12 protein-coding genes are annotated in these 17,696 nt (G+C 71.2%); 4 read left to right on the top strand and 8 right to left on the bottom strand.

Annotation, left to right across the window (positions count from 1 at the left end; all coding sequences use genetic code 11):
* Nucleotides 1-253 precede the first annotated feature (253 nt).
* The 5 genes from WH85_RS43955 to WH85_RS43975 form a co-directional block, all read right to left on the bottom strand.
* On the bottom strand, nucleotides 254-1,588 hold the full coding sequence (locus tag WH85_RS43955; RefSeq protein WP_157411598.1) for an IPT/TIG domain-containing protein: 1,335 nt from the start codon (nucleotides 1,586-1,588) through the stop codon (nucleotides 254-256).
* An 18-nt stretch (nucleotides 1,589-1,606) separates the two neighbouring features.
* Nucleotides 1,607-3,169: an IPT/TIG domain-containing protein gene (locus WH85_RS43960; protein ID WP_045748153.1), complete on the bottom strand. Its 1,563-nt coding sequence runs from the start codon at nucleotides 3,167-3,169 to the stop codon at nucleotides 1,607-1,609.
* Between the two features lie 52 nt (nucleotides 3,170-3,221).
* On the bottom strand, nucleotides 3,222-4,259 hold the full coding sequence (locus WH85_RS43965) for a threonine aldolase family protein (protein ID WP_083449727.1): 1,038 nt from the start codon (nucleotides 4,257-4,259) through the stop codon (nucleotides 3,222-3,224).
* 32 nt (nucleotides 4,260-4,291) lie between these two features.
* Nucleotides 4,292-5,698 carry a class II 3-deoxy-7-phosphoheptulonate synthase gene (locus WH85_RS43970; RefSeq protein ID WP_045748154.1) on the bottom strand — a complete coding sequence of 469 codons (1,407 nt, stop codon included), beginning with the start codon at nucleotides 5,696-5,698 and terminating at the stop codon, nucleotides 4,292-4,294.
* A gap of 93 nt (nucleotides 5,699-5,791) precedes the next feature.
* Nucleotides 5,792-7,243, bottom strand: coding sequence for a glycosyl hydrolase family 18 protein (locus WH85_RS43975; protein WP_045748155.1), 1,452 nt, complete (start codon nucleotides 7,241-7,243; stop codon nucleotides 5,792-5,794).
* Nucleotides 7,244-7,413: 170 nt separating this feature from the next.
* On the opposite strand from WH85_RS43975, the gene WH85_RS43980 reads away from it, so the two are divergent.
* Nucleotides 7,414-7,884, top strand: a complete 471-nt coding sequence (locus WH85_RS43980) for a glutathione peroxidase (RefSeq protein WP_045748156.1) — start codon at nucleotides 7,414-7,416, stop codon at nucleotides 7,882-7,884.
* Nucleotides 7,884-8,561, top strand: a complete 678-nt coding sequence (locus WH85_RS43985) for a DUF429 domain-containing protein (protein ID WP_045748157.1) — start codon at nucleotides 7,884-7,886, stop codon at nucleotides 8,559-8,561. The genes WH85_RS43980 and WH85_RS43985 overlap by 1 nt, the downstream gene beginning before the upstream one ends.
* Before the next feature lie 68 nt (nucleotides 8,562-8,629).
* Here WH85_RS43985 and proC read toward each other — a convergent pair whose 3' ends face one another.
* From proC to WH85_RS47950, 3 genes are all read right to left on the bottom strand, one after another.
* Entirely contained in the window at nucleotides 8,630-9,433 is an 804-nt protein-coding gene (proC, locus tag WH85_RS43990) for a pyrroline-5-carboxylate reductase (protein WP_045748158.1), read from the bottom strand.
* Between the two features lie 70 nt (nucleotides 9,434-9,503).
* Nucleotides 9,504-10,532, bottom strand: coding sequence for a 6-phosphofructokinase (locus tag WH85_RS43995; protein WP_045748159.1), 1,029 nt, complete (start codon nucleotides 10,530-10,532; stop codon nucleotides 9,504-9,506).
* Nucleotides 10,533-10,644: 112 nt separating this feature from the next.
* Nucleotides 10,645-13,029: an ROK family transcriptional regulator gene (locus WH85_RS47950; protein ID WP_052721246.1), complete on the bottom strand. Its 2,385-nt coding sequence runs from the start codon at nucleotides 13,027-13,029 to the stop codon at nucleotides 10,645-10,647.
* A gap of 223 nt (nucleotides 13,030-13,252) precedes the next feature.
* Here WH85_RS47950 and WH85_RS44010 point away from each other — a divergent pair, with 223 nt between their 5' ends.
* Nucleotides 13,253-14,527: an MFS transporter gene (locus WH85_RS44010; protein ID WP_045748160.1), complete on the top strand. Its 1,275-nt coding sequence runs from the start codon at nucleotides 13,253-13,255 to the stop codon at nucleotides 14,525-14,527.
* Between the two features lie 26 nt (nucleotides 14,528-14,553).
* A complete protein-coding gene (locus WH85_RS44015; RefSeq protein ID WP_045748164.1) occupies nucleotides 14,554-16,275 on the top strand; it encodes a glycoside hydrolase family 3 protein in 1,722 nt (573 codons plus the stop codon).
* The last annotated feature ends 1,421 nt before the right edge of the window (nucleotides 16,276-17,696 follow it).

The raw sequence follows: 17,696 nt of genomic DNA on the forward strand, positions 1-17,696 counted from the left end.
GGCCCACCTGCAAGGCAAAAACAACCCTGGACGACGGCTCAACCGACCCAGCCGTCCACCACGGCCCACCTGCAAGGCAAAAACAACCCTGGACGACGGTCGGCGGACCCGGGCCGTCGCCGGTGGTGGTTGCGGTCGCGGAGAACCGTGAGCGACGGCTGGGGTGCCTGACCGGAGCGGCATCCGTCCGGGCCCCGCTCAGTTGCCGCTCAGTTGCCGCTCAGATTTCGGTCAGTTGCCGCTCAGTTGCCGGTCAGTTGTCGGTGTAGGCGAACGTCGACGCGGCGGTGAAGCGGCTCGCCCGGCCACTGCCTGCGGTGAAGCTGACCCACACCGGGCCGGCCGCGGTGGCCGGCGGGACCGTGCAGGAGAACGTCAGTGCCGTCCCGGAGCCGAGGGTCGTACAGGTGGCCGCGTTCTCCCCGAACTTGAAGTCGGTGGCGTTCGCCAGGTCGGCGCCGGCCGCCTTGACGACCGTGGTCTTGCCGCCGGCGATCGTGTCGGTCTTCACCGACAGGCTGGTCACGACGGGTGCCAGGGTCACCGGGGTGGATTCACCGGCGACGGTGTCGTGCACGATCGCCAGGTCCGCCGTCTCCGCGGTGCTCGCCGGCATGGTCACCTTGAGGTGGGTCTCGTCGACGAAGACGGCCGCCAGGGTCTTCGAGCCCATCGCGACGCTGATCCGTTCGGCGGTGAACGTCTTGACGTCGGTGCCGATCGAGCCGCCCAGGACGGTGAGGACCAGCGGACCGCCGGACGCCTTGGCCACCAGTTCACCGCCGGTGGTGTCGATGGTCAGTGCCGCCCGGTACGTGGTCTTGCTCGCCGTGATGACCGGGCTCCCGCCGCCCGCGGACGACACCACCACGTCGGCGCTGCCGTTGGTGCCGGCCGGCGCCACCGCGGTGATCTTCGTGGCGGAGACGACGGTGACCGAGGTGGCCGGGGTGCCGCCGACGGTGACCGCGGACGCGTCGGTGGCGTCGACGCCGAGGAAACCTACGCCGGCGATGGTGATCGTGGTGCCGCCGGCGGTGCTGATCCGGGTCGGCAGGACCCCGGAGACGCCCGGCACGTAGCCGACGGTCGCGCTGGACTCCGGCCCCGGCACACCGTTCACGTAGATGATCATCGTGGCCGAGGTGGCCTTCGTGGTCGACGGCGCGACGACCTTGAGGGTGGTCGCGTCCACCCAGGTGGTCTGCGCGGCCAGGCCGCCGATCTTCACGGTGACCTTCATCGCGGTGAAGGCCTGCCGGGTCTCGCCGACGGTGCCGCCCGAGACGGTCACCGGGATGACCGTGCCGCCGGTCGCCTTGGCGGCGATGCCACTCTCGAACTCCGCGGTCAACGTGTTCTCAGCGGCTGCCCGCGACACTCCGGAAGCCGAGGCGGCTGCCCGCGACACTCCGGAGGCCGAGACGGCTGCCCGCGACACCCCGGAGGCCGAGGCGGCTGCCCGCGACACCCCGGAAGCCGAGACGGCCGAGGCGGCGGATACCGGGGCGACTCCGGCCGCCGTCACCGCCAGAGCGGCCGCGGCCGCGATCCCGGCCGTCCGGCGAGCGTGCGTCAATACCGGCATGGCAGTCACCATGGCCTCTCAGTCGATGTCGGTGTAGCTGAAGGTCGCCGCGGCCGTGTACCGGCTGGCCGTGCCGCTGCCCGAGGTGAAGGTGACCGCCACCGGCCCGGCCTGGGTGGCCGGCGGGACGACACAGGTGAAGACGACCGCCGTCCCGGTGCCGCTGGAGGTGCAGGTGGCCGCGTTCTCCCCGAACTTGAAGTCGGTGGCCGCCGCGACCTCCGCACCGGCCACCTTGACCACGACCTTCTTGCCCCCGGCGAGGGTGTCCGCGGCGATCGACAGGGCGGTGACGACGGGCGCCACGGTGAACGTGGTGGGCGTCCCGGCGATGGTGTCGTGCAGGACGGTCAGGTCCACCGAGGCCGCGGTGATCGTCGGCAGCGTGACCCGCATGTGGGTGGGGTCGACGTAGGTCGCCCCCAGTTTCGTCTTGCCCATCTGCACGCTGACCGCTTCGGCGGCGTACGCCTTGACGTCCGCGCCCAGTGTCCCGCCGCTGATGGTCAGCAGGTACGGCCCGCCGCCCGCCGGCAGTTGGGTGCCGCTGACCGACGTGTCCAGGGTGAGTGCCGACCGGTAGGCGACCTTCGCCCCGGTTGCCTCCGCGCTGGTGCCGCCCTTCGTGGTCACGGCGACCGCAGCGGTCCCGTTCGCGCGGGCCGGTGTCACGGCGGTGATCACCGTGTTGGAGACCACCTCGAACGAGGTCGCCGGGTCACCGCCGAAGGTGACCGACGCCGGGTCGGTCGTGTCCACCCCGAGGAACCCCAGGCCGGTGATCTTGACGGTGACACCGCCGTCGGTGCTGACCTTGGCCGGGGCGACGGCGCCGACGACGGCCGGGTAGAGCACCTTCGCGGTGGATTCCGGTCCGGCGTACCCGTCCTGGAAGAGTTGCACGGTCGCGCTGCCCGACGTGCCCGCCGCCGGGATGTTGATCTTCACGTGGGTGGCGTCCACCCACGTCACCGTGCCGGCGACGCCACCCACCTTGACAGTGATCTTGAGAGCGGCGAACGCCTTGGCGGTGCTGCCGACGGTGTCCCCGGTGACCTCGGCGGTGAACGCGGTGCCGCCGGCGAGCCGGGCCGTGACGTCGTTGAACGTCAATCCCAGCGCCGACCGGTACGCGTAGGTCGCATTGGGATTGATGCTCTTCCCCGCCGCATTGGACACCGTGACCTTGACCGTCCCGGCCGTGCCCGCCGGCACCTGGGCGACCAGTTTCGCATCGGTCAGCACCCGGACCGTCTCGGACGGCACGTCACCGAACGAGACGGTCGGCACGTCCGAGCTGCCCTGGGTGATGAAGCCGGACCCGAGGATGGTGACGTACCCGCCGCCGTCGACGGTGCCGGCTGTCGGCGTGAGACTGGCGAGGACCGGAACTGCGGCCGCGGCAGCCGTGGAGAGGGAGGTGGGCGTCGGTGTCGGGGTGGCGGCCAGGGTCACACGCCGGTGGCCCGCCGCGGAGTACGCGGCGCCCGGCGAGGCGATGGTCACCGCTCCGGCACCGGCGACCACGGCCGCGACGGCGGCGAGTGTGGTGGCCCTGCGGGCGGTAAGTGTGTTCGCCATAACGTAGCCACCTATCGGCAGCCACGTCACGGCCTCCAGCAGAACGGCGGATTCAGCCCGCCAGCAGCTCCGAGAGCACCTCGATGGCCCGGTCCACCGCGGCGTCGCCGAGGTCGAGGTGGGTGACCAGCCGCGCCTTGGTGGGCAGCATCGCGGCGATCAGCACGTCGCGGCGCGCCGCCTCGGCGGCCAGTGCCGGCGCGTCCAGAGAGGTCTTGGACAGGTCCAGGACCACCAGGTTCGTCCGGACCCGCTCCGGGTCGACCACCCCGAACGGCGCGAGCGCCTCGGCCAGCCGGCAGGCCCGGTCGTGGTCCTCGGCGAGGCGCTGCACGTGGTGGTCCAGCGCGTACCGCCCGGCAGCCGCGAGGATGCCCACCTGGCGCATCCCGCCGCCCATGCGCTTGCGGATGACACGGGCCCGGGCGATCCGCTCCCGGTTGCCCACGATCACCGAGCCGACCGGGGCGCCGAGTCCCTTGGAGAGGCACACCGACAGGGTGTCGAAGAGTTCGCCGTACTCGGCGAGGGGGACGCCGTCGGCGACGTGCGCGTGCCAGATCCGGGCACCGTCGCAGTGCAGGGCCAGACCGTTCGCGTCGGCGACCGCGCGCAGGTCACGCAGCGCGGACAGCGGTGCCACGGTGCCGCCGCCGAGGTTGTGGGTCTGCTCGACGGCGATCGCCGAGGTGGGCAGCGACGGGAAGCCGGCCGGGCGGATCATCGCGGCGATCCGGTCGACGTCCAGATCGGTGCCGTCCGGCGACCAGGTCCGCGACGAGATGCCGCCGAGCGCCGCGGTCGCGCCCAGCTCGTAGGTGAGCACGTGGGCGTCGGCGCCGGCCAGCAACTCGCCACCGGGTGGGACGACGAGTTGCAGGGCGATCTGGTTGGCCATCGTGCCGGACGGGGCGAACAGGGCCGCCTCGTGCCCGAAGAGCGTCGCGACGTGCTGCTCCAGCGCGTTGACCGTGGGGTCGTCGCCGAAGACGTCGTCGCCGACGGCCGCGGTGGCCATCGCCTCGCGCATGCCGGCGGTCGGCCGGGTCACCGTGTCCGACCGCAAATCGGCGACAAGCCGGTCAGCCACGGAACGACCCCTCAGAAAAGCGAGCAAGCCGGTCAGCCACGGAGCATCTCCGCCACCAGGAACGCGAGCTCCAGGCTCTGCTGGGTGTTGAGCCGCGGGTCGCAGGCGGTCTCGTAGCGGTCCGGCAGGTCGAGGTCCTCGATCCCCTGCGCGCCGCCCAGGCACTCGGTGACGTCCTCGCCGGTCAGCTCGATGTGAATGCCGCCCGGGTGGGTGCCGAGGCCGCGGTGCACCTCGAAGTAGCCGAGCACCTCGTCGACGACCCGGTCGAAGTGCCGGGTCTTGTAGCCGTTCGACGACTCGTGGGTGTTGCCGTGCATCGGGTCGCACTGCCAGACGACCTTGGCGCCGGAGGCGTGCACCTTCTCCACGATCGGCGGGAGGGTGTCGCGGACCTTGCCGTTGCCCATCCGGCTGATCAGGGTGAGCCGGCCCGGGATGTTCTCCGGGTTCAGCTTCTCGCACAGCTCGAGCGCGGTCTCCGGGGAGGTGCCGGGGCCGAGCTTGACGCCGATCGGGTTGGCGATCCGGCTGATGAAGTCGATGTGCGCGTGGTCGAGCTGGCGGGTGCGCTCGCCGATCCACAGGAAGTGGCCGGACAGTCCGTAGGCGCGGCCGTCGGAGACCCGGGTGAGCGCCCGGTCGTACTCCAGCGCGAGGGCCTCGTGCGAGCAGTAGAGGCTGACCGTACGCAGCGCCTCGCTGTCGGTCATGCCGCAGGCGCGGATGAAGTCGAGCGCGCGGTCGATCTCGCGGGCGATCGCCTCGTAGCGCTCGCCGGCCGGGGAGGCACGGACGAAGTCCTTGTTCCAGTCGTGCAGACCGTTCAGGTCGGCGAGGCCGCCGGACAGGTAGGCGCGCAGCATGTTCATCGCGGCCGCCGAGTTGGCGTAGGCCCGGATCATGCGCTGCGGGTCGGCGACGCGGGCCGCCTCGTTCGCGTCCAGCGAGTTGATCAGGTCGCCGCGGTAGGCCGGCAGGCCCAGCGAGTCGGTCGGCGCGGACCGGGGCTTGGTGTACTGCCCGGCGACCCGGGCCACCTTGACCACCGGCATCGACGCGCCGTAGGTCAGCACCACCGCCATCTGCAGCAGGGTGCGCGCGTTGGCGAGCAGGTGGCTCTCGGTGTTGTCGGCGAACGTCTCGGCACAGTCGCCGCCCTGCAACAGGAACGCGCGGCCCTCGCAGACCTCGGCGAGCCGGTGCCGCAACTGGTCGACCTCGTAGGGCGCGACGATCGACGGGACGGTGTCGAGGACCTTGCAGACCTCGGCGACCTCGGCCATGTCCGGCCAGGGCGGCATCTGCACGCGCGGCAGGTCACGCCAGCGGTCGAGGCCGAGGGCTTCGTCCTCGGCGGAGTCGGTGGACGGGCGGGACGTCTGCAAGGCCGGGTTGCCCACCCCCGGGTGACTGAGCTGATGCCACTCACGGCGCATGGGTGAAAGCCTACGGAAGCGGGGCACCCGGCTCGCGCCCGGTGCCCCGCTTCCCACTCAATGACCCACGATCAGGACCCTTGTCGCGTACGCCTAAAGGTTGCTCTTGATCGCCGAGATCAGCTCGCCGTTGGTGGTGTCGCCGGAGAGTTCCCAGAAGAACGCGCCGCCGAGGCCCTGGTTCTTGGCGTAGGTCAGCTTGCCGCCGATGGTCGCCGGGGTGTCGTAGCTCCACCAGTTGCCGCCGCAGTAGGCGTAGGCGGTGCCGCCGACGGTGCCGGTGGCCGGGCAGCTGTTCTTGAGGACCTTGTAGTCCTCGATGCCGGGCTCGTAGGTGCCCGGTGCCGCGCCGGTCGCCGAGCCGCCGGGGGCCGCCTGGGTGACGCCGGTCCAGCCGCGGCCGTAGAAGCCGATGCCGAGCAGGATCTTGCTCGCCGGTACGCCCTTGGCCTTGAGCTTCTGGATCGCCGCGTCCGAGTTGAAGCCGGCCTGCGGGATGCCGGTGTAGGAGGTGAGCGGCGAGTGCGGGGCGGTCGGTCCCTGCGGGGCGAACGCGCCGAAGTAGTCGTAGGTCATCGGGAAGACCTTGTCGAGCTTCGCGATGCCGGTGGCGTAGTCGGCCACGTCGAGTTTGCCGCCGGCGCTGCCGTCCGCGCTGATCGCCGAGGTGATCAGGTTGTTGCTGCCGAACTTCGTCCGCAGCGCGGAGATCACGTTGGCGTACGCGGCCGGGCCGCTGGCGTCGCAGGAGAGGCCGCAGGCGTTCGGGTACTCCCAGTCGATGTCGATGCCGTCGAAGACGTCGGCCCAGCGCGGGTCCTCGACCAGGTTGTAGCAGGACTCGGCGAACGCCGCCGGGTTGGCCGCGGCCTGGGTGAAGCCGCCGGACCAGGTCCAGCCGCCGACCGAGTAGATCACCTTGAGGTGCGGGTACTTGGCCTTGAGCTTGCGGAGCTGGTTGAACGAGCCCCGCAGCGGCTGGTCCCAGGTGTCCGCGACGCCGTCGACGCTCTCCGCCGCGGTGTACGCCTTCTCGTAGTCGGCGTACGAGTCACCGATGCTGCAGCGGCCGCCGGTGGTGTTGGCGAACGCGTACAGGATGTGGGTGAGCTTGGACGCCGAGCCGGACGTGTCGATGTTCTTGACGTGGTAGTTGCGGGCGTAGACGCCCCACTCGGCGAAGTACCCGACGACCCATTTGTCCCCGGTCGTCGGGGGTGTCGTGGGCGGGGTGGTCGGGGGTGTCGTGGGCGGGGTGGTGGTGGGCGGCGTGGTCGGGTCGGTGCCGCCGCAGGCGCCGCCGTCGACCCAGACGTCCCACTGGCCGCTGTGGGTGGCCGGCGACTCGTTCTGGGTCCACCACTTCGCGGTGTAGTTGTGGCCGCCCTGGGAGGCGACGTTGTCCTTGACGTAGACGGCGGAGGAGCTCCACGCGGGGGCGCAGGCGGCTGCGGACGCGGCGGTCGCCGAGGCGAGGGGGACCGCGACGCTCGCCGCGAGCACGATCGAGGCCGCGAACAGCGCTCGGCGGGGGGAAGTGGGCACGGGACGTCTCCTTATTAGTTAGGAAACTTTCCGAAGAGAGGGATGAGGAGACGGTAGTCACATCGATGAACAACAGTCAAGGAAGGTGAACAGCTTTAAGGCGTGTTTAACATTGAGGCACGGAACACGACGGCGTGCATTCGAATAGACACTGCGCGTAGTCTTTCGCCATGACCATCTTCGACGTCAACATCGGCGCTCTCACCGGTGGCCCGACCGATTTGGACCGTTACCGCGGATCGGTGGTACTGGTGGTCAATGTGGCCTCGCGGTGCGGATTCACCCCGCAGTACGACGGGCTGCAGAGGCTCTACGAGACCTACCGGGACCGCGGCCTGGTGCTGCTCGGCGCACCCTGCGACCAGTTCGCCCACCAGGAACCCGGCTCCGCCACCGAGATCGACGAGTTCTGCCGGGTCAACTTCGGCGTGACCTTCCCGCTGACCGAGAAGATCGAGGTGAACGGCCCCGGCCGCCACCCGCTCTACCGCGAGCTGACCGGCGACGGCCCGGACATCCAATGGAACTTCGAGAAGTTCGTGGTGGCCCCGGACGGGACCGTCGCCGCCCGCTTCGACCCGGGCACCACACCGGACGATCCCGGCCTCGTGGCGACGATCGAGAAGCTGCTGCCCCGCTGATGAGCATCCACGTCATCGGGGTCGACGCGTACGCGCTCGGCTGGGTCGGCGTCGAGCTGCGCGACGGCGTCTTCGGACGGGCGGTGCTCGCCGCCACGCTCTACGAGATCGTCGCGGGCAGCTCCGGCGCCGCGGTGATCGGCGTCGACATCCCGCTCGGCATGCTCCCGGACCGCTGGCGCGCCGCCGACACCCTCGCCGCCGACCAGCTCGGGCCCCGGCGCAGCAGCGTCTTCCGGGTTCCGCCGCGGGCCGTCTGGCAGGAGAACGACTTCGCCTCGGCCAACCGGGTCTGCCGGCAGATGACCGGCGCCGGTCTGAGCCGGCAGTCGTGGGCGCTGCGGGCCAAACTCCTCGAGGCCAACGCCATCTGGGAACGCCACCCCGGCCTGCTCTTCGAGGCGCACCCGGAGGTGTCGTTCCGGACCATGGCCGGCGAACCGCTGCCGTTCTCGAAGAAGACCTGGAGCGGTCAGGCCCGCCGCCGCGAACTGCTCGCCGCGAACGGCATCGTGCTGCCGGAACGACTCGGCCCGGCCGGCCAGGCCCCGCCCGACGACATCCTGGACGCGGCCGCGGTCGCCTGGACGGCACACCGGGTGGCAACCGGCGCGGCCCAGAGCCACCCGAGCCCGCCCGAGGAGGACGCCGGCAGCCGGATCGCCATCTGGTACTGACCGGCCGGCAACCGTCCCTGCCCCGCGCGTCCGGCGACCGGCCGGACCACGGGACAGGTCACACCAGGTCAGCGCATGTCGTCGGCGATCTCCCGGGCGCGGTCGCGGGCAGCCTCGAGGGCGGCACCGAGCGCAGCGCGTACCCCATGATTCTCCATCTCGCGCAGAGCCGCAGCCGTCGTCCCGGCCGGGGACGTCACGGCCTCGCGCAGCAGTGCCGGGTGCTCGCCGGAGTCCCGCAGCATCGCCGCCGAACCCACCGCGGTCTGCACGATCAGCTGGTGGGCCACCTGGCGCGGCAGGCCGAGCCGGACGCCGGCCTCGATCATCGCCTCGGCGATCAGGTAGTAGTAGGCCGGCCCGGAACCGGACAGCGCCGTCACGGCGTCCTGCTGGTACTCCGGGACGTGGACGGTCGCGCCGAGCGGGCGGAACAGTTCCTCCGCGATCGCCACGTGCTCGGCGGTCGCCCGCGCGCCCGGGGAGATCGCGCTGACCGCCGCGCCGACCAGGGCCGGGGTGTTGGTCATGACGCGGACGACCGGGACGTCGTCGGACAGGCGGGCGGCGAAGAACGCCGTCGGCAGGCCCGCGCAGAGCGAGACGACGAGCTTGTCCGGGGTGACGTGCGGGGCGATCTCGTCGAGCAGCTTTCCGGCATCCTGCGGTTTGACGCCGATCACCAGGATGTCCGCCCCCGACACCGCCTGGTCGTTGGGCAGGACCGTCACGCCGTGCCGGTCGGTCAGCTCGGCGGCGCGCTCGGCACGGCGGGCGGTCGCGACCGCCGGACGGCCGGCCCGCAGGATGCCGGCGAGGACGAGTTCGCCCATCTTGCCCGCTCCGAGAACCGCGACCGTGTGGTCCGACATGGCAGAACCCCCCTGAAACGACGAAATGCCGGGGACGCGTGCTGCGTCCCCGGCATTATCGCGTGGTCGATCAGTTGCCGAAGAAGACCTCGGCCTCTTCGTAACGCTCGAGCGGAACGGTCTTCAGCTCGCCGGTGCCCTCGATCAGCGGGATCCGGACGATGTCGGTGCCGCGCAGCGCCACCATCTTGCCGAAGTCGCCCTCGTGGACGGCGTCGATCGCCTGCAGGCCGAACCGGGTGGAGAGCACCCGGTCGAACGCGGTCGGGGTGCCACCGCGCTGGATGTGACCGAGGACGACCGTGCGGGCCTCCTTGCCGGTCTTCTCCTCGATCTGCTCGGCGAGCCACTGGCCGATGCCGCCGAGGCGGACGTGGCCGAAGTTGTCGAGCTCCTGGTTGTGCAGGACCATCTGGCCGTCGAGGGGCTGAGCGCCCTCCGCGACGACGACGATGGGCGCGTACTCCACCTGGAAGCGCTTGGTCACGTAGGTGGCGACCTGGTCCACGTCGAACTTGCGCTCCGGCAGCAGGATCACGTTGGCGCCACCGGCGAGACCGGCGTGCAGGGCGATCCAGCCCGCGTGGCGGCCCATGACCTCGACGACCAGGGTGCGGTGGTGCGACTCGGCGGTGGTGTGCAGCCGGTCGATGGCCTCCATCGCGATGTTGACCGCGGTGTCGAAGCCGAACGTGTAGTCGGTGCCGTTGAGGTCGTTGTCGATCGTCTTCGGCACGCCGACGACATTGACGCCCAGGTCGTGCAGCTTGGTGGCGACGCCGAGGGTGTCCTCGCCGCCGATCGCGACCAGCGCGTCCACACCCTGCTCGGCCAGGTTCGCCTTGATCTTCTCGACGCCACCGTCGATCTTGAACGGGTTGGTCCGGGAAGAGCCCAGGATCGTGCCGCCGCGCGGCAGGATGCCACGGACCTCCGCGATGCCCAGCGGCTTCGTCAGACCCTCCAGCGGGCCCTTCCAGCCGTCACGGAACCCGACGAACTCGTGGCCGTAGGCGGTGACGCCCTTGCGGACCACGGCACGGATGACCGCGTTGAGACCGGGGCAGTCGCCGCCCCCGGTGAGCACGCCGATACGCATGATTTTCCTCGTCCTTCCCCTGGATCGGGTAGCGAGATGCAGATGACCCGCAAGGACCCCGGGAACGGTCGTCGGCAGCGTTGCCAGGCCCGGGGCGGGCCGCACCCGAACTCTAACCGGCCCTGGTGAGGCCCTCGTCACCACCCCGTGAAGACCTGTGGGTTTCGATCCGGTTTCCGGAAAACCGCAGGGAGTCCACCGCTCCCAGTACCTGGGCCTCGCGTCCGAGGGCCGCCGGGACCACCGTCAGGCCGGCCGCCGCGCTCGGGGCGCAGTGCCGTTGCAGGGCCTCCCGGACGCCGTCGACCACCTGGACACCCGGCTCGATGAAGCGCCCGCCGACCACCACCACGGCAGGGTTGAGCACGTCGCAGAGCGGGGTGACGGTCCGGCCGATCATCCGGCCGGCGTCCAGCAGGGCGCGCTGGGCGGGACGGTCGCCGTGCGCGGCCAGGTCGAGCAGCCGGTCCTCGCCGGCCGGCCCGTCACCGGCACGGCGTTCCAGGATCGCGCCGAACCAGCCCGGGGACAGGAAGGCGGACAGGCAGCCGCGGCGCCCGCAGAGACAGAACGGCCCGACGTCGCGGACGGTCAGGTGACCGACCTCGCCGGCGTACCCGATGGCGCCGCCGTGCATCCGGCCGCCGGCCAGGATCCCGGCCCCGGCGTGCTGGTCGGCGCTGAGATAGAGCAGGTCGCGGGCGCCCCGGGCGGCGCCGCGGCGGCTCTCGGCGAGCGCCGCGAGCTGGGCGTTGTTGTAGACCCGGACCGGGCATCCGAGCACCTCGGCGACCACCTCGCCCGGCGAGAAGCCGGAGAACATCGGCAGCACGCTGTGCTCGCCGAGATGACCGGTGACCGGGTGCACCGGGGCCGGCACGCTCATCGCCACCGGTGTGCCCGGCCCGAGCCGCAGACCGTTGCGGCCCAGCAGGTCCAGGGCCAGGCCGCCGAGCGCCCGCAGGGCCGGCCGGGTGTCGCCGCTGGTCATCGGGATCGCCCGGAAGTCGGTGAACCGGACCTCGCCGGAGCCGTCGGCGACCGCGACCCGGATGCCCTCCCCCTCGAACGACAGGCCGATCAGCAGGCCCTCGCCGGCGGGCAGCCGGAAGTGCGGGGACGGGCGGCCGGTCCGGGTGCCCTCCGGGCGGCACTGCTCGACCACCCCGTCGTGCTGGAGACCGGCCAGTAGTTCGGCGACCGCGGCCCGGGGCAGCCCGGTGAGCTTCACGAGGTCGCTGCGGGACGTCGGGCCGCGTCCGCGCAGCGCGTCGGTGAGCATGTCGCGGCGGACCGCCCGCTCCCGGGAACCCAGCGGGCCCTCGGCCGCGACCCGGGCGAAGGCGCGGCTCCCCCGGGCGGTGGGCGTGGCGTTCAGCGCGGCGGCGATCGCACCGAGCAGGGCGGACCGGCCGCCGAGCGCGCTGACCAGCACCGCCGTGGAGGCGGCCACCTCCGGCTGGGAGTAGTGCCGCAACGAGTCGCGGACCCCGGCGATGATCGGGCCGTCCGCGTCGATCAGTGGGCCGTCCAGCACCACCAGCGACGGGTTGATCGTGTTGGCCAGGTCGGCGACCACCCGGCCGATCATCCGGCCGGCGTCGGCGAGCACCCGTTCCGCGGTGGCGTCGGTACGCGCCAATGCCACCGCCCGGGCCGGGGTGAGCTGCTCGCCGTACGTCATCTCCAGAGCCCGCAGGATCTCCCGGGGTGAGGCGATGGTCTCCAGGCAGCCGCGGTTGCCGCAGCGGCAGAGCGCCCCGGTCTCGTCCACCTGGACGTGCCCGATCTCGCCGGCCACCCCGGTCGCGCCGTGGTGGACCACGCCGCCGAGGAGCAGGCCGCAGCCGATGCCGGAGGCGACACGGACGTAACAGACGTCCTGGTGGCCGGCGGCGACGCCGTATCCCACCTCGCCGAGCAGGCAGAGGTCGGCGTCGTTGCGGGCGGTCACCCGGTGCCCGAGGCGGCGCTGCAGCTCCGGTCCGGGCGCGACGCCCGCCCAGCCGGGCAGCACGCTGCTGGCCTGCACGACGCCGCCGCTGATCGGGGCGGACAGTCCGACGACGGTGGACCAGACCCGGCCGCCGATCTCGGCCTCGCACTCGGCGATCAGGGTGGCCACCGCGTCGAGGGCGACGGCCGGGTCGGCGGTGCCGGTGCGCCAGGTCCGCTCGGTGCGGATCTCCCCGGTCAGCCCGGCCACCGCGACGCGGATCCCGTCCGCGGCGACCACCGCGCCGACCACACCGCCGGCCGCGGGTCCCAGGGTGAGCGAGCGGGCGGGCCGGCCGGAGCGGGTGCCGTCGGCCACCGCCTCGCTCTCGGCCAGCAGGCCGGCGGCGAGCAGATCGGTGACCAGACCGTTCACCGTCATCCGGGCCATGCCGGTGCGCCGGACCAGATCGGCGCGGCTGATCCGGCCGGCCTCGCGCACCACCGACAGCAGCAGATCGCGGCGTACCAGATGCACGCGACGGCCGGTGGGCGGGTTCATGCGGGAACCCTACGCCGGGGTTTTGCCAGATCTGGACGTTATTGACGTGGCGATGCGAGCGACCTCACACCCAGCGAAGGGCAAAGGTGGCAAAACGACTTGCCGAAAAGCAGAGACACAGGCGAATCATGGCTATGACCAGCCCTTATGACCTCTGGTTCGGTGCAAATGGAATCGATACCTTCAGAAAACAAGGCGTTAACAAACCCCTCCGAGGTGTGCGATGACCACTCTTCACCCGAGCCCCGCTTCCGCATCGCCGGCCGCTCCTCCCGCAGCCCCCGACGCGCCCACCCGGCTGATCGTCGCGATGGCCCTCGCGCAACTCGGCGCGTACCTCACGATCCTCACGCCCGTCGTGGTCACCATGTCGATCCGGGTCGCCCAGATCGCGCCGAACGACAAGTCCGCCGCCCTCGGCACGGTCCTCTCCGTCGGCGCGGTGCTCGCGCTGATCGGCAACCCGTTCTTCGGCGCGATGTCCGACCGCACCACCTCCCGCTTCGGCAAACGGCGGCCCTGGCTGATCGGCGGCATGCTGCTCGGCTTCGCCGGCCTGACGATCGTCGCACTCGGTGACACCATCGGCGTCCTGACCGCCGGATGGGCGATCGCCCAGCTCGGCGTCAACGCCACCCTCGCGACGCTCACCGCCCTGCTGCCCGACCAGATCCCCACCCAGCAGCGGGGCCGGGTCAGCGGCATCATGGGCCTGATGACCTCGGTCGCCATCCTGGGCGGCACGGCCATCGCCGCGGTCCTCACCAGCACCCTGCTGATGTTCCTGGTCCCGGCCGCGATCGGCGTCGCCACCGTGGTGCTGCTCATCGTGATCCTCAAGGACCGCCCGGCCGCGGCCGAACAGCACGCCCGGTACAGCTTCGGCGAGTTCCTGCGCACCTTCTACATCAACCCGCGCCGGCACCCCGACTTCGCCTGGAACATCCTCAGCCGGTTCCTGATCTGGATGGGCCTGGCCAGCGTCACCACCTACCAGGCGTACCTGCTGATCGACCGGTTCGGGTACACCACCGACAACGTGGCCGGCGGCATCCTGCTCGCCACCCTGATCACCACCGGTGGCCTGGTGATCGGCTCGACGTTCGGCGGCATGCTCTCCGACCGCACCGGCAAGCGCAAGCCGTTCGTCCTCGGCGCCGGTGTCGTCCTCGCCGTCGCCCTGCTGGTGATCGCGTTCGCCGGAAGCTTCCCGGTCTTCCTCGCCGCCTGTGTGCTCTTCGGCCTCGGCGAGGGCGTCTACCTCGCCGTCGACCTGGCCCTCGCCACCGACGTACTGCCCAACCCGGACGACGCGGCCAAGGACATGGGCGTCCTCAACATCGCCAACGCCCTGCCCCAGTCCCTCGTCCCGATCCTGGCCGCCCCGATCCTCGCCATCGGCAGCGGTGGCGCCAACTACGGCCTGCTCTTCGGCCTCGGCGCGGTCGTCGCCGTCGCCGGTTCCCTGCTGGTCCAGATGATCCGCGGCGCTCGCTGACGTCTCGGTTCTTGAAGGAGATCTCGATGAACACGGACCAACGGGTCACCGACCTGATGAGCCGCCTCACCTTCGCGGAGAAGGCCGGCCTGATGTTCCACACGATGATCGCGGTCAACCCGGACGGCACCCTGCACGACGGCGACGCGATGATCCCGTCCTGGGAGTTCCTGCTCAAGGACAAGCTGATCAACCACGTGAACCTCCTGACGTTCGCGCCGGTGCCGCCCCGCAAGCTCGCCGAATGGCACAACCGGATCCAGGAGATCGCCGCCGGGATCGGCCACGGCATCCCGGTCACCGTCTCCACCGACCCCCGGCACGGCGTCATCGACAACCCCGCGGCCTCGGCGTCGGCCGGCGGTTTCTCGGCCTGGCCGGAGCCGATCGGCCTGGGCGCCACCAAAGACCCTTCTCTGGTACGCGAATTCGCCGACACCGTCCGCCAGGAATACCTGGCCACCGGCATCCGGGTCGCCCTGCACCCGATGGCGGACCTGGCCACCGAGCCGCGGTGGGCGCGCACCAGCGGCACCCTGGGCTCCGACGCCTCCGTTGTCTCAGCGCTGCTGACCGAGTACATCCTCGGCCTGCAGGGCACCGAACTCGGGCCGGACAGCGTGGCGGCGATGGTCAAACACTTCCCCGGCGCCGGGCCGCAGATGAACGGCGAGGACGCGCATTTCGCGTACGGGCGGGAGCAGGTCTATCCGGGCGGTTACTGGGACTACCACCTGAAGCCGTTCGAGGCCGCCTTCGCCGCCGGGGCAGCCCAGGTCATGCCCTACTACGGGATGCCGGTCGGCACCATGTACGAGGAGGTCGGCTTCAGCTTCAGCCAGGGCGTCGTCGAGGGACTGCTCCGCGGCCGGTACGGCTTCGACGGCGTGGTCTGCACCGACTGGGGCCTGGTCACCGACGCCGAGATCATGGGCTCGCCGATGCCGGCCCGCGCCTGGGGCGTCGAACACCTGGACCGGCACTCCCGCGTCCTCAAGATCCTGAACGCCGGCGCTGATCAACTCGGCGGTGAGTACTGTCCGGAACTGATTATTGATCTGGTGGAGCAGGGGCGGCTCACGGAGGAACGGATCGACGTCTCGGTCCGGCGCATCCTGCTCGACAAGTTCCGGCTCGGCCTCTTCGACGAACGTCGCTACGTCGACCCGGCCGAGACGTCGAAGATCGCCGGAAAGCCCGTCTTCCTCGCCGCCGGACTGGAGGCGCAGCGCCGCTCGATCGTCGTCCTCGACAACCACGGCACGGTGCTGCCCCTCGCCGAAGGTGCGACGATCTACGTCGACGGCGTGGACCCGTCCGTGGCCGCCCGCTACGCCAAGGTCGTCGACGACCCGGCCCAGGCCGACGCCGCGATCATCCGCCGGGCCGCCCCGTTCGACCAGCGCGGCGGCGGCTTCGAGGCGTTCTTCCACGCCGGCCGCCTCGAATGGACGGCCGACGAACTGGCGCCACTCCTCGAAGTCTCCGGGACGGTCCCGACGGTCGTCGACGTCTGGCTGGACCGGCCGGCCGTCCTGACCCCGCTCTCCGGCAAGGCCGCCCTGGTCGGAAGCTTCGGCTCCAGCGACGAAGCCCTGCTGGACGTACTGTTCGGCCGCGCACCGGCGACCGGCACCCTGCCGTTCGAGTTGCCGTCGTCGATGGCGGCGGTGGAGGCGTCCCGCGAGGACGTCCCCAACGACACTGCGGGTCCGCTTTTTCCCAACAATCATGGTTTGTCACTCTGAGCGGTCCGCTGACGCCCTTTCAGGGGTACGCCCAGAGCACTCGACGCCTCAACCCCCGGTCTCGGATCGGCCTTCCCCGGCACGTGGCCCGGGACGAGGGGCTGGGGCGTCGGATCGGGTCGGCATCGGTCCCCGCTCAGCGGCCCACAGGAGAGCGCCTCTTCCGGCGAAGTCCGAAGCAGACCGCCAGATCTCCCACGCCGCGGCCCGTCCGCCCGCCCGCCCGTCCAGTCGTCCGCCCGTCCGTCCGCCCGCCCGTCCGTCCGCCCGCCCGTCCGTCCGCCCAGTCGTGTAGTCGTGTAGTCGTGTAGGCCCCCGAACGGACGCACTAGACACCTAATGAGCAGTCAGGGTCTGCCTGCGTGGTGATTTCGGGCGCGCGGACCACCCGTAATCACCACACCCCCACGGGTGTGGTGATTTGGGGCGTCCAGGGCGCCCGTAATCACCACACCCCCACCGGTGTGGTGACTTCGGGCGTCCAGCGCGCCCGTAATCACCACACCCCCACCGGCGTGGTGACTTCGGGCGTCCAGCGCGCCCGAAATCACCACACCCCCACCGGCGTGGTGACTTCGGGCGTCCAGCGCGCCCGAAATCACCACGGTCCACGACGGCTGTGGTGACAGTGCCCAGCGCGCCTGAAGTCACCACGCTCCCCCACGGGTGTGGTGACTTCGGGCGCCGAGCGCGCCTGAAATCACCACGCGGACGGGCTTCGCACGCTGACCACGAAACGTGTCTGGACGCCCGGCTCAAGGCCGTCGGCCCACCGATGGGCGGCATCGGGTACCTCCAAGGGCCGCGGCCGATGCACTCACGTCGCCCACGGCTGTTTCCCGGTCGCAGGCTGGAACCGGGCCGCAGGCTGGAACCGGGCCGACGACTCGGGTCCATCGGCCGCCCACCAGGGCCGCCCTCGGCTCTCGGAGGAACCATGTTTGACGGCTCGGGCTCCCCAGCCGTCGCCCACGGCCGTCTTCGACGCGCGGATGAACCATCACTGACGGCCCGAAAGGCTGAGCCGTCGCCCGCGGCACTCCAACAAGCGCGAACCCAGCCGCCGACGACGGCCCCGAGGACACAGCCGTAGTCCACGGCTCTCCAGGAGGCACAAGGCAGCCACCAGCGACGGCGGGGGCGGGTCCCATGCCACTCAGCTTGAGTTGATCATGAGTGTGACCGTCGACCCTGCTGCGGACGCCATCACGTCTGCCGGACGCCGTCCCCGGTCGCCCCGTGCGTAGGCACCGTTCAGCCACCCGCGGCCTCGTCGGGGCCGTCGCCAAGATCGGAAAAGGTCGAGTACGCGTTCCGACCACCCCGGCCGTCGCCCACGGTCCACCCGAGAGCCGAAAACAACCGCAGACGACGGCCGGGTGACCCCGAGCCGTCGCTCACGGCTGATTCCCACCCTCCCG

The sequence above is a fragment of the Actinoplanes rectilineatus genome, from assembly GCF_000962825.1.
Lineage (GTDB): Bacteria > Actinomycetota > Actinomycetes > Mycobacteriales > Micromonosporaceae > Actinoplanes > Actinoplanes rectilineatus.

What these genes read in the sequence shown, in the direction of transcription:
- proC (WP_045748158.1), bottom strand. Translation starts at nt 9,433, where the DNA reads ATGTCGGACCACACGGTCGCGGTTCTCGGAGCGGGCAAGATGGGCGAA.
- WH85_RS44015 (WP_045748164.1), top strand. Translation starts at nt 14,554, where the DNA reads ATGAACACGGACCAACGGGTCACCGACCTGATGAGCCGCCTCACCTTC.
- WH85_RS44010 (WP_045748160.1), top strand. Translation starts at nt 13,253, where the DNA reads ATGACCACTCTTCACCCGAGCCCCGCTTCCGCATCGCCGGCCGCTCCT.
- WH85_RS47950 (WP_052721246.1), bottom strand. Translation starts at nt 13,029, where the DNA reads ATGAACCCGCCCACCGGCCGTCGCGTGCATCTGGTACGCCGCGATCTG.
- WH85_RS43955 (WP_157411598.1), bottom strand. Translation starts at nt 1,588, where the DNA reads ATGCCGGTATTGACGCACGCTCGCCGGACGGCCGGGATCGCGGCCGCG.
- WH85_RS43995 (WP_045748159.1), bottom strand. Translation starts at nt 10,532, where the DNA reads ATGCGTATCGGCGTGCTCACCGGGGGCGGCGACTGCCCCGGTCTCAAC.
- WH85_RS43980 (WP_045748156.1), top strand. Translation starts at nt 7,414, where the DNA reads ATGACCATCTTCGACGTCAACATCGGCGCTCTCACCGGTGGCCCGACC.
- WH85_RS43985 (WP_045748157.1), top strand. Translation starts at nt 7,884, where the DNA reads ATGAGCATCCACGTCATCGGGGTCGACGCGTACGCGCTCGGCTGGGTC.
- WH85_RS43970 (WP_045748154.1), bottom strand. Translation starts at nt 5,698, where the DNA reads ATGCGCCGTGAGTGGCATCAGCTCAGTCACCCGGGGGTGGGCAACCCG.
- WH85_RS43960 (WP_045748153.1), bottom strand. Translation starts at nt 3,169, where the DNA reads ATGGCGAACACACTTACCGCCCGCAGGGCCACCACACTCGCCGCCGTC.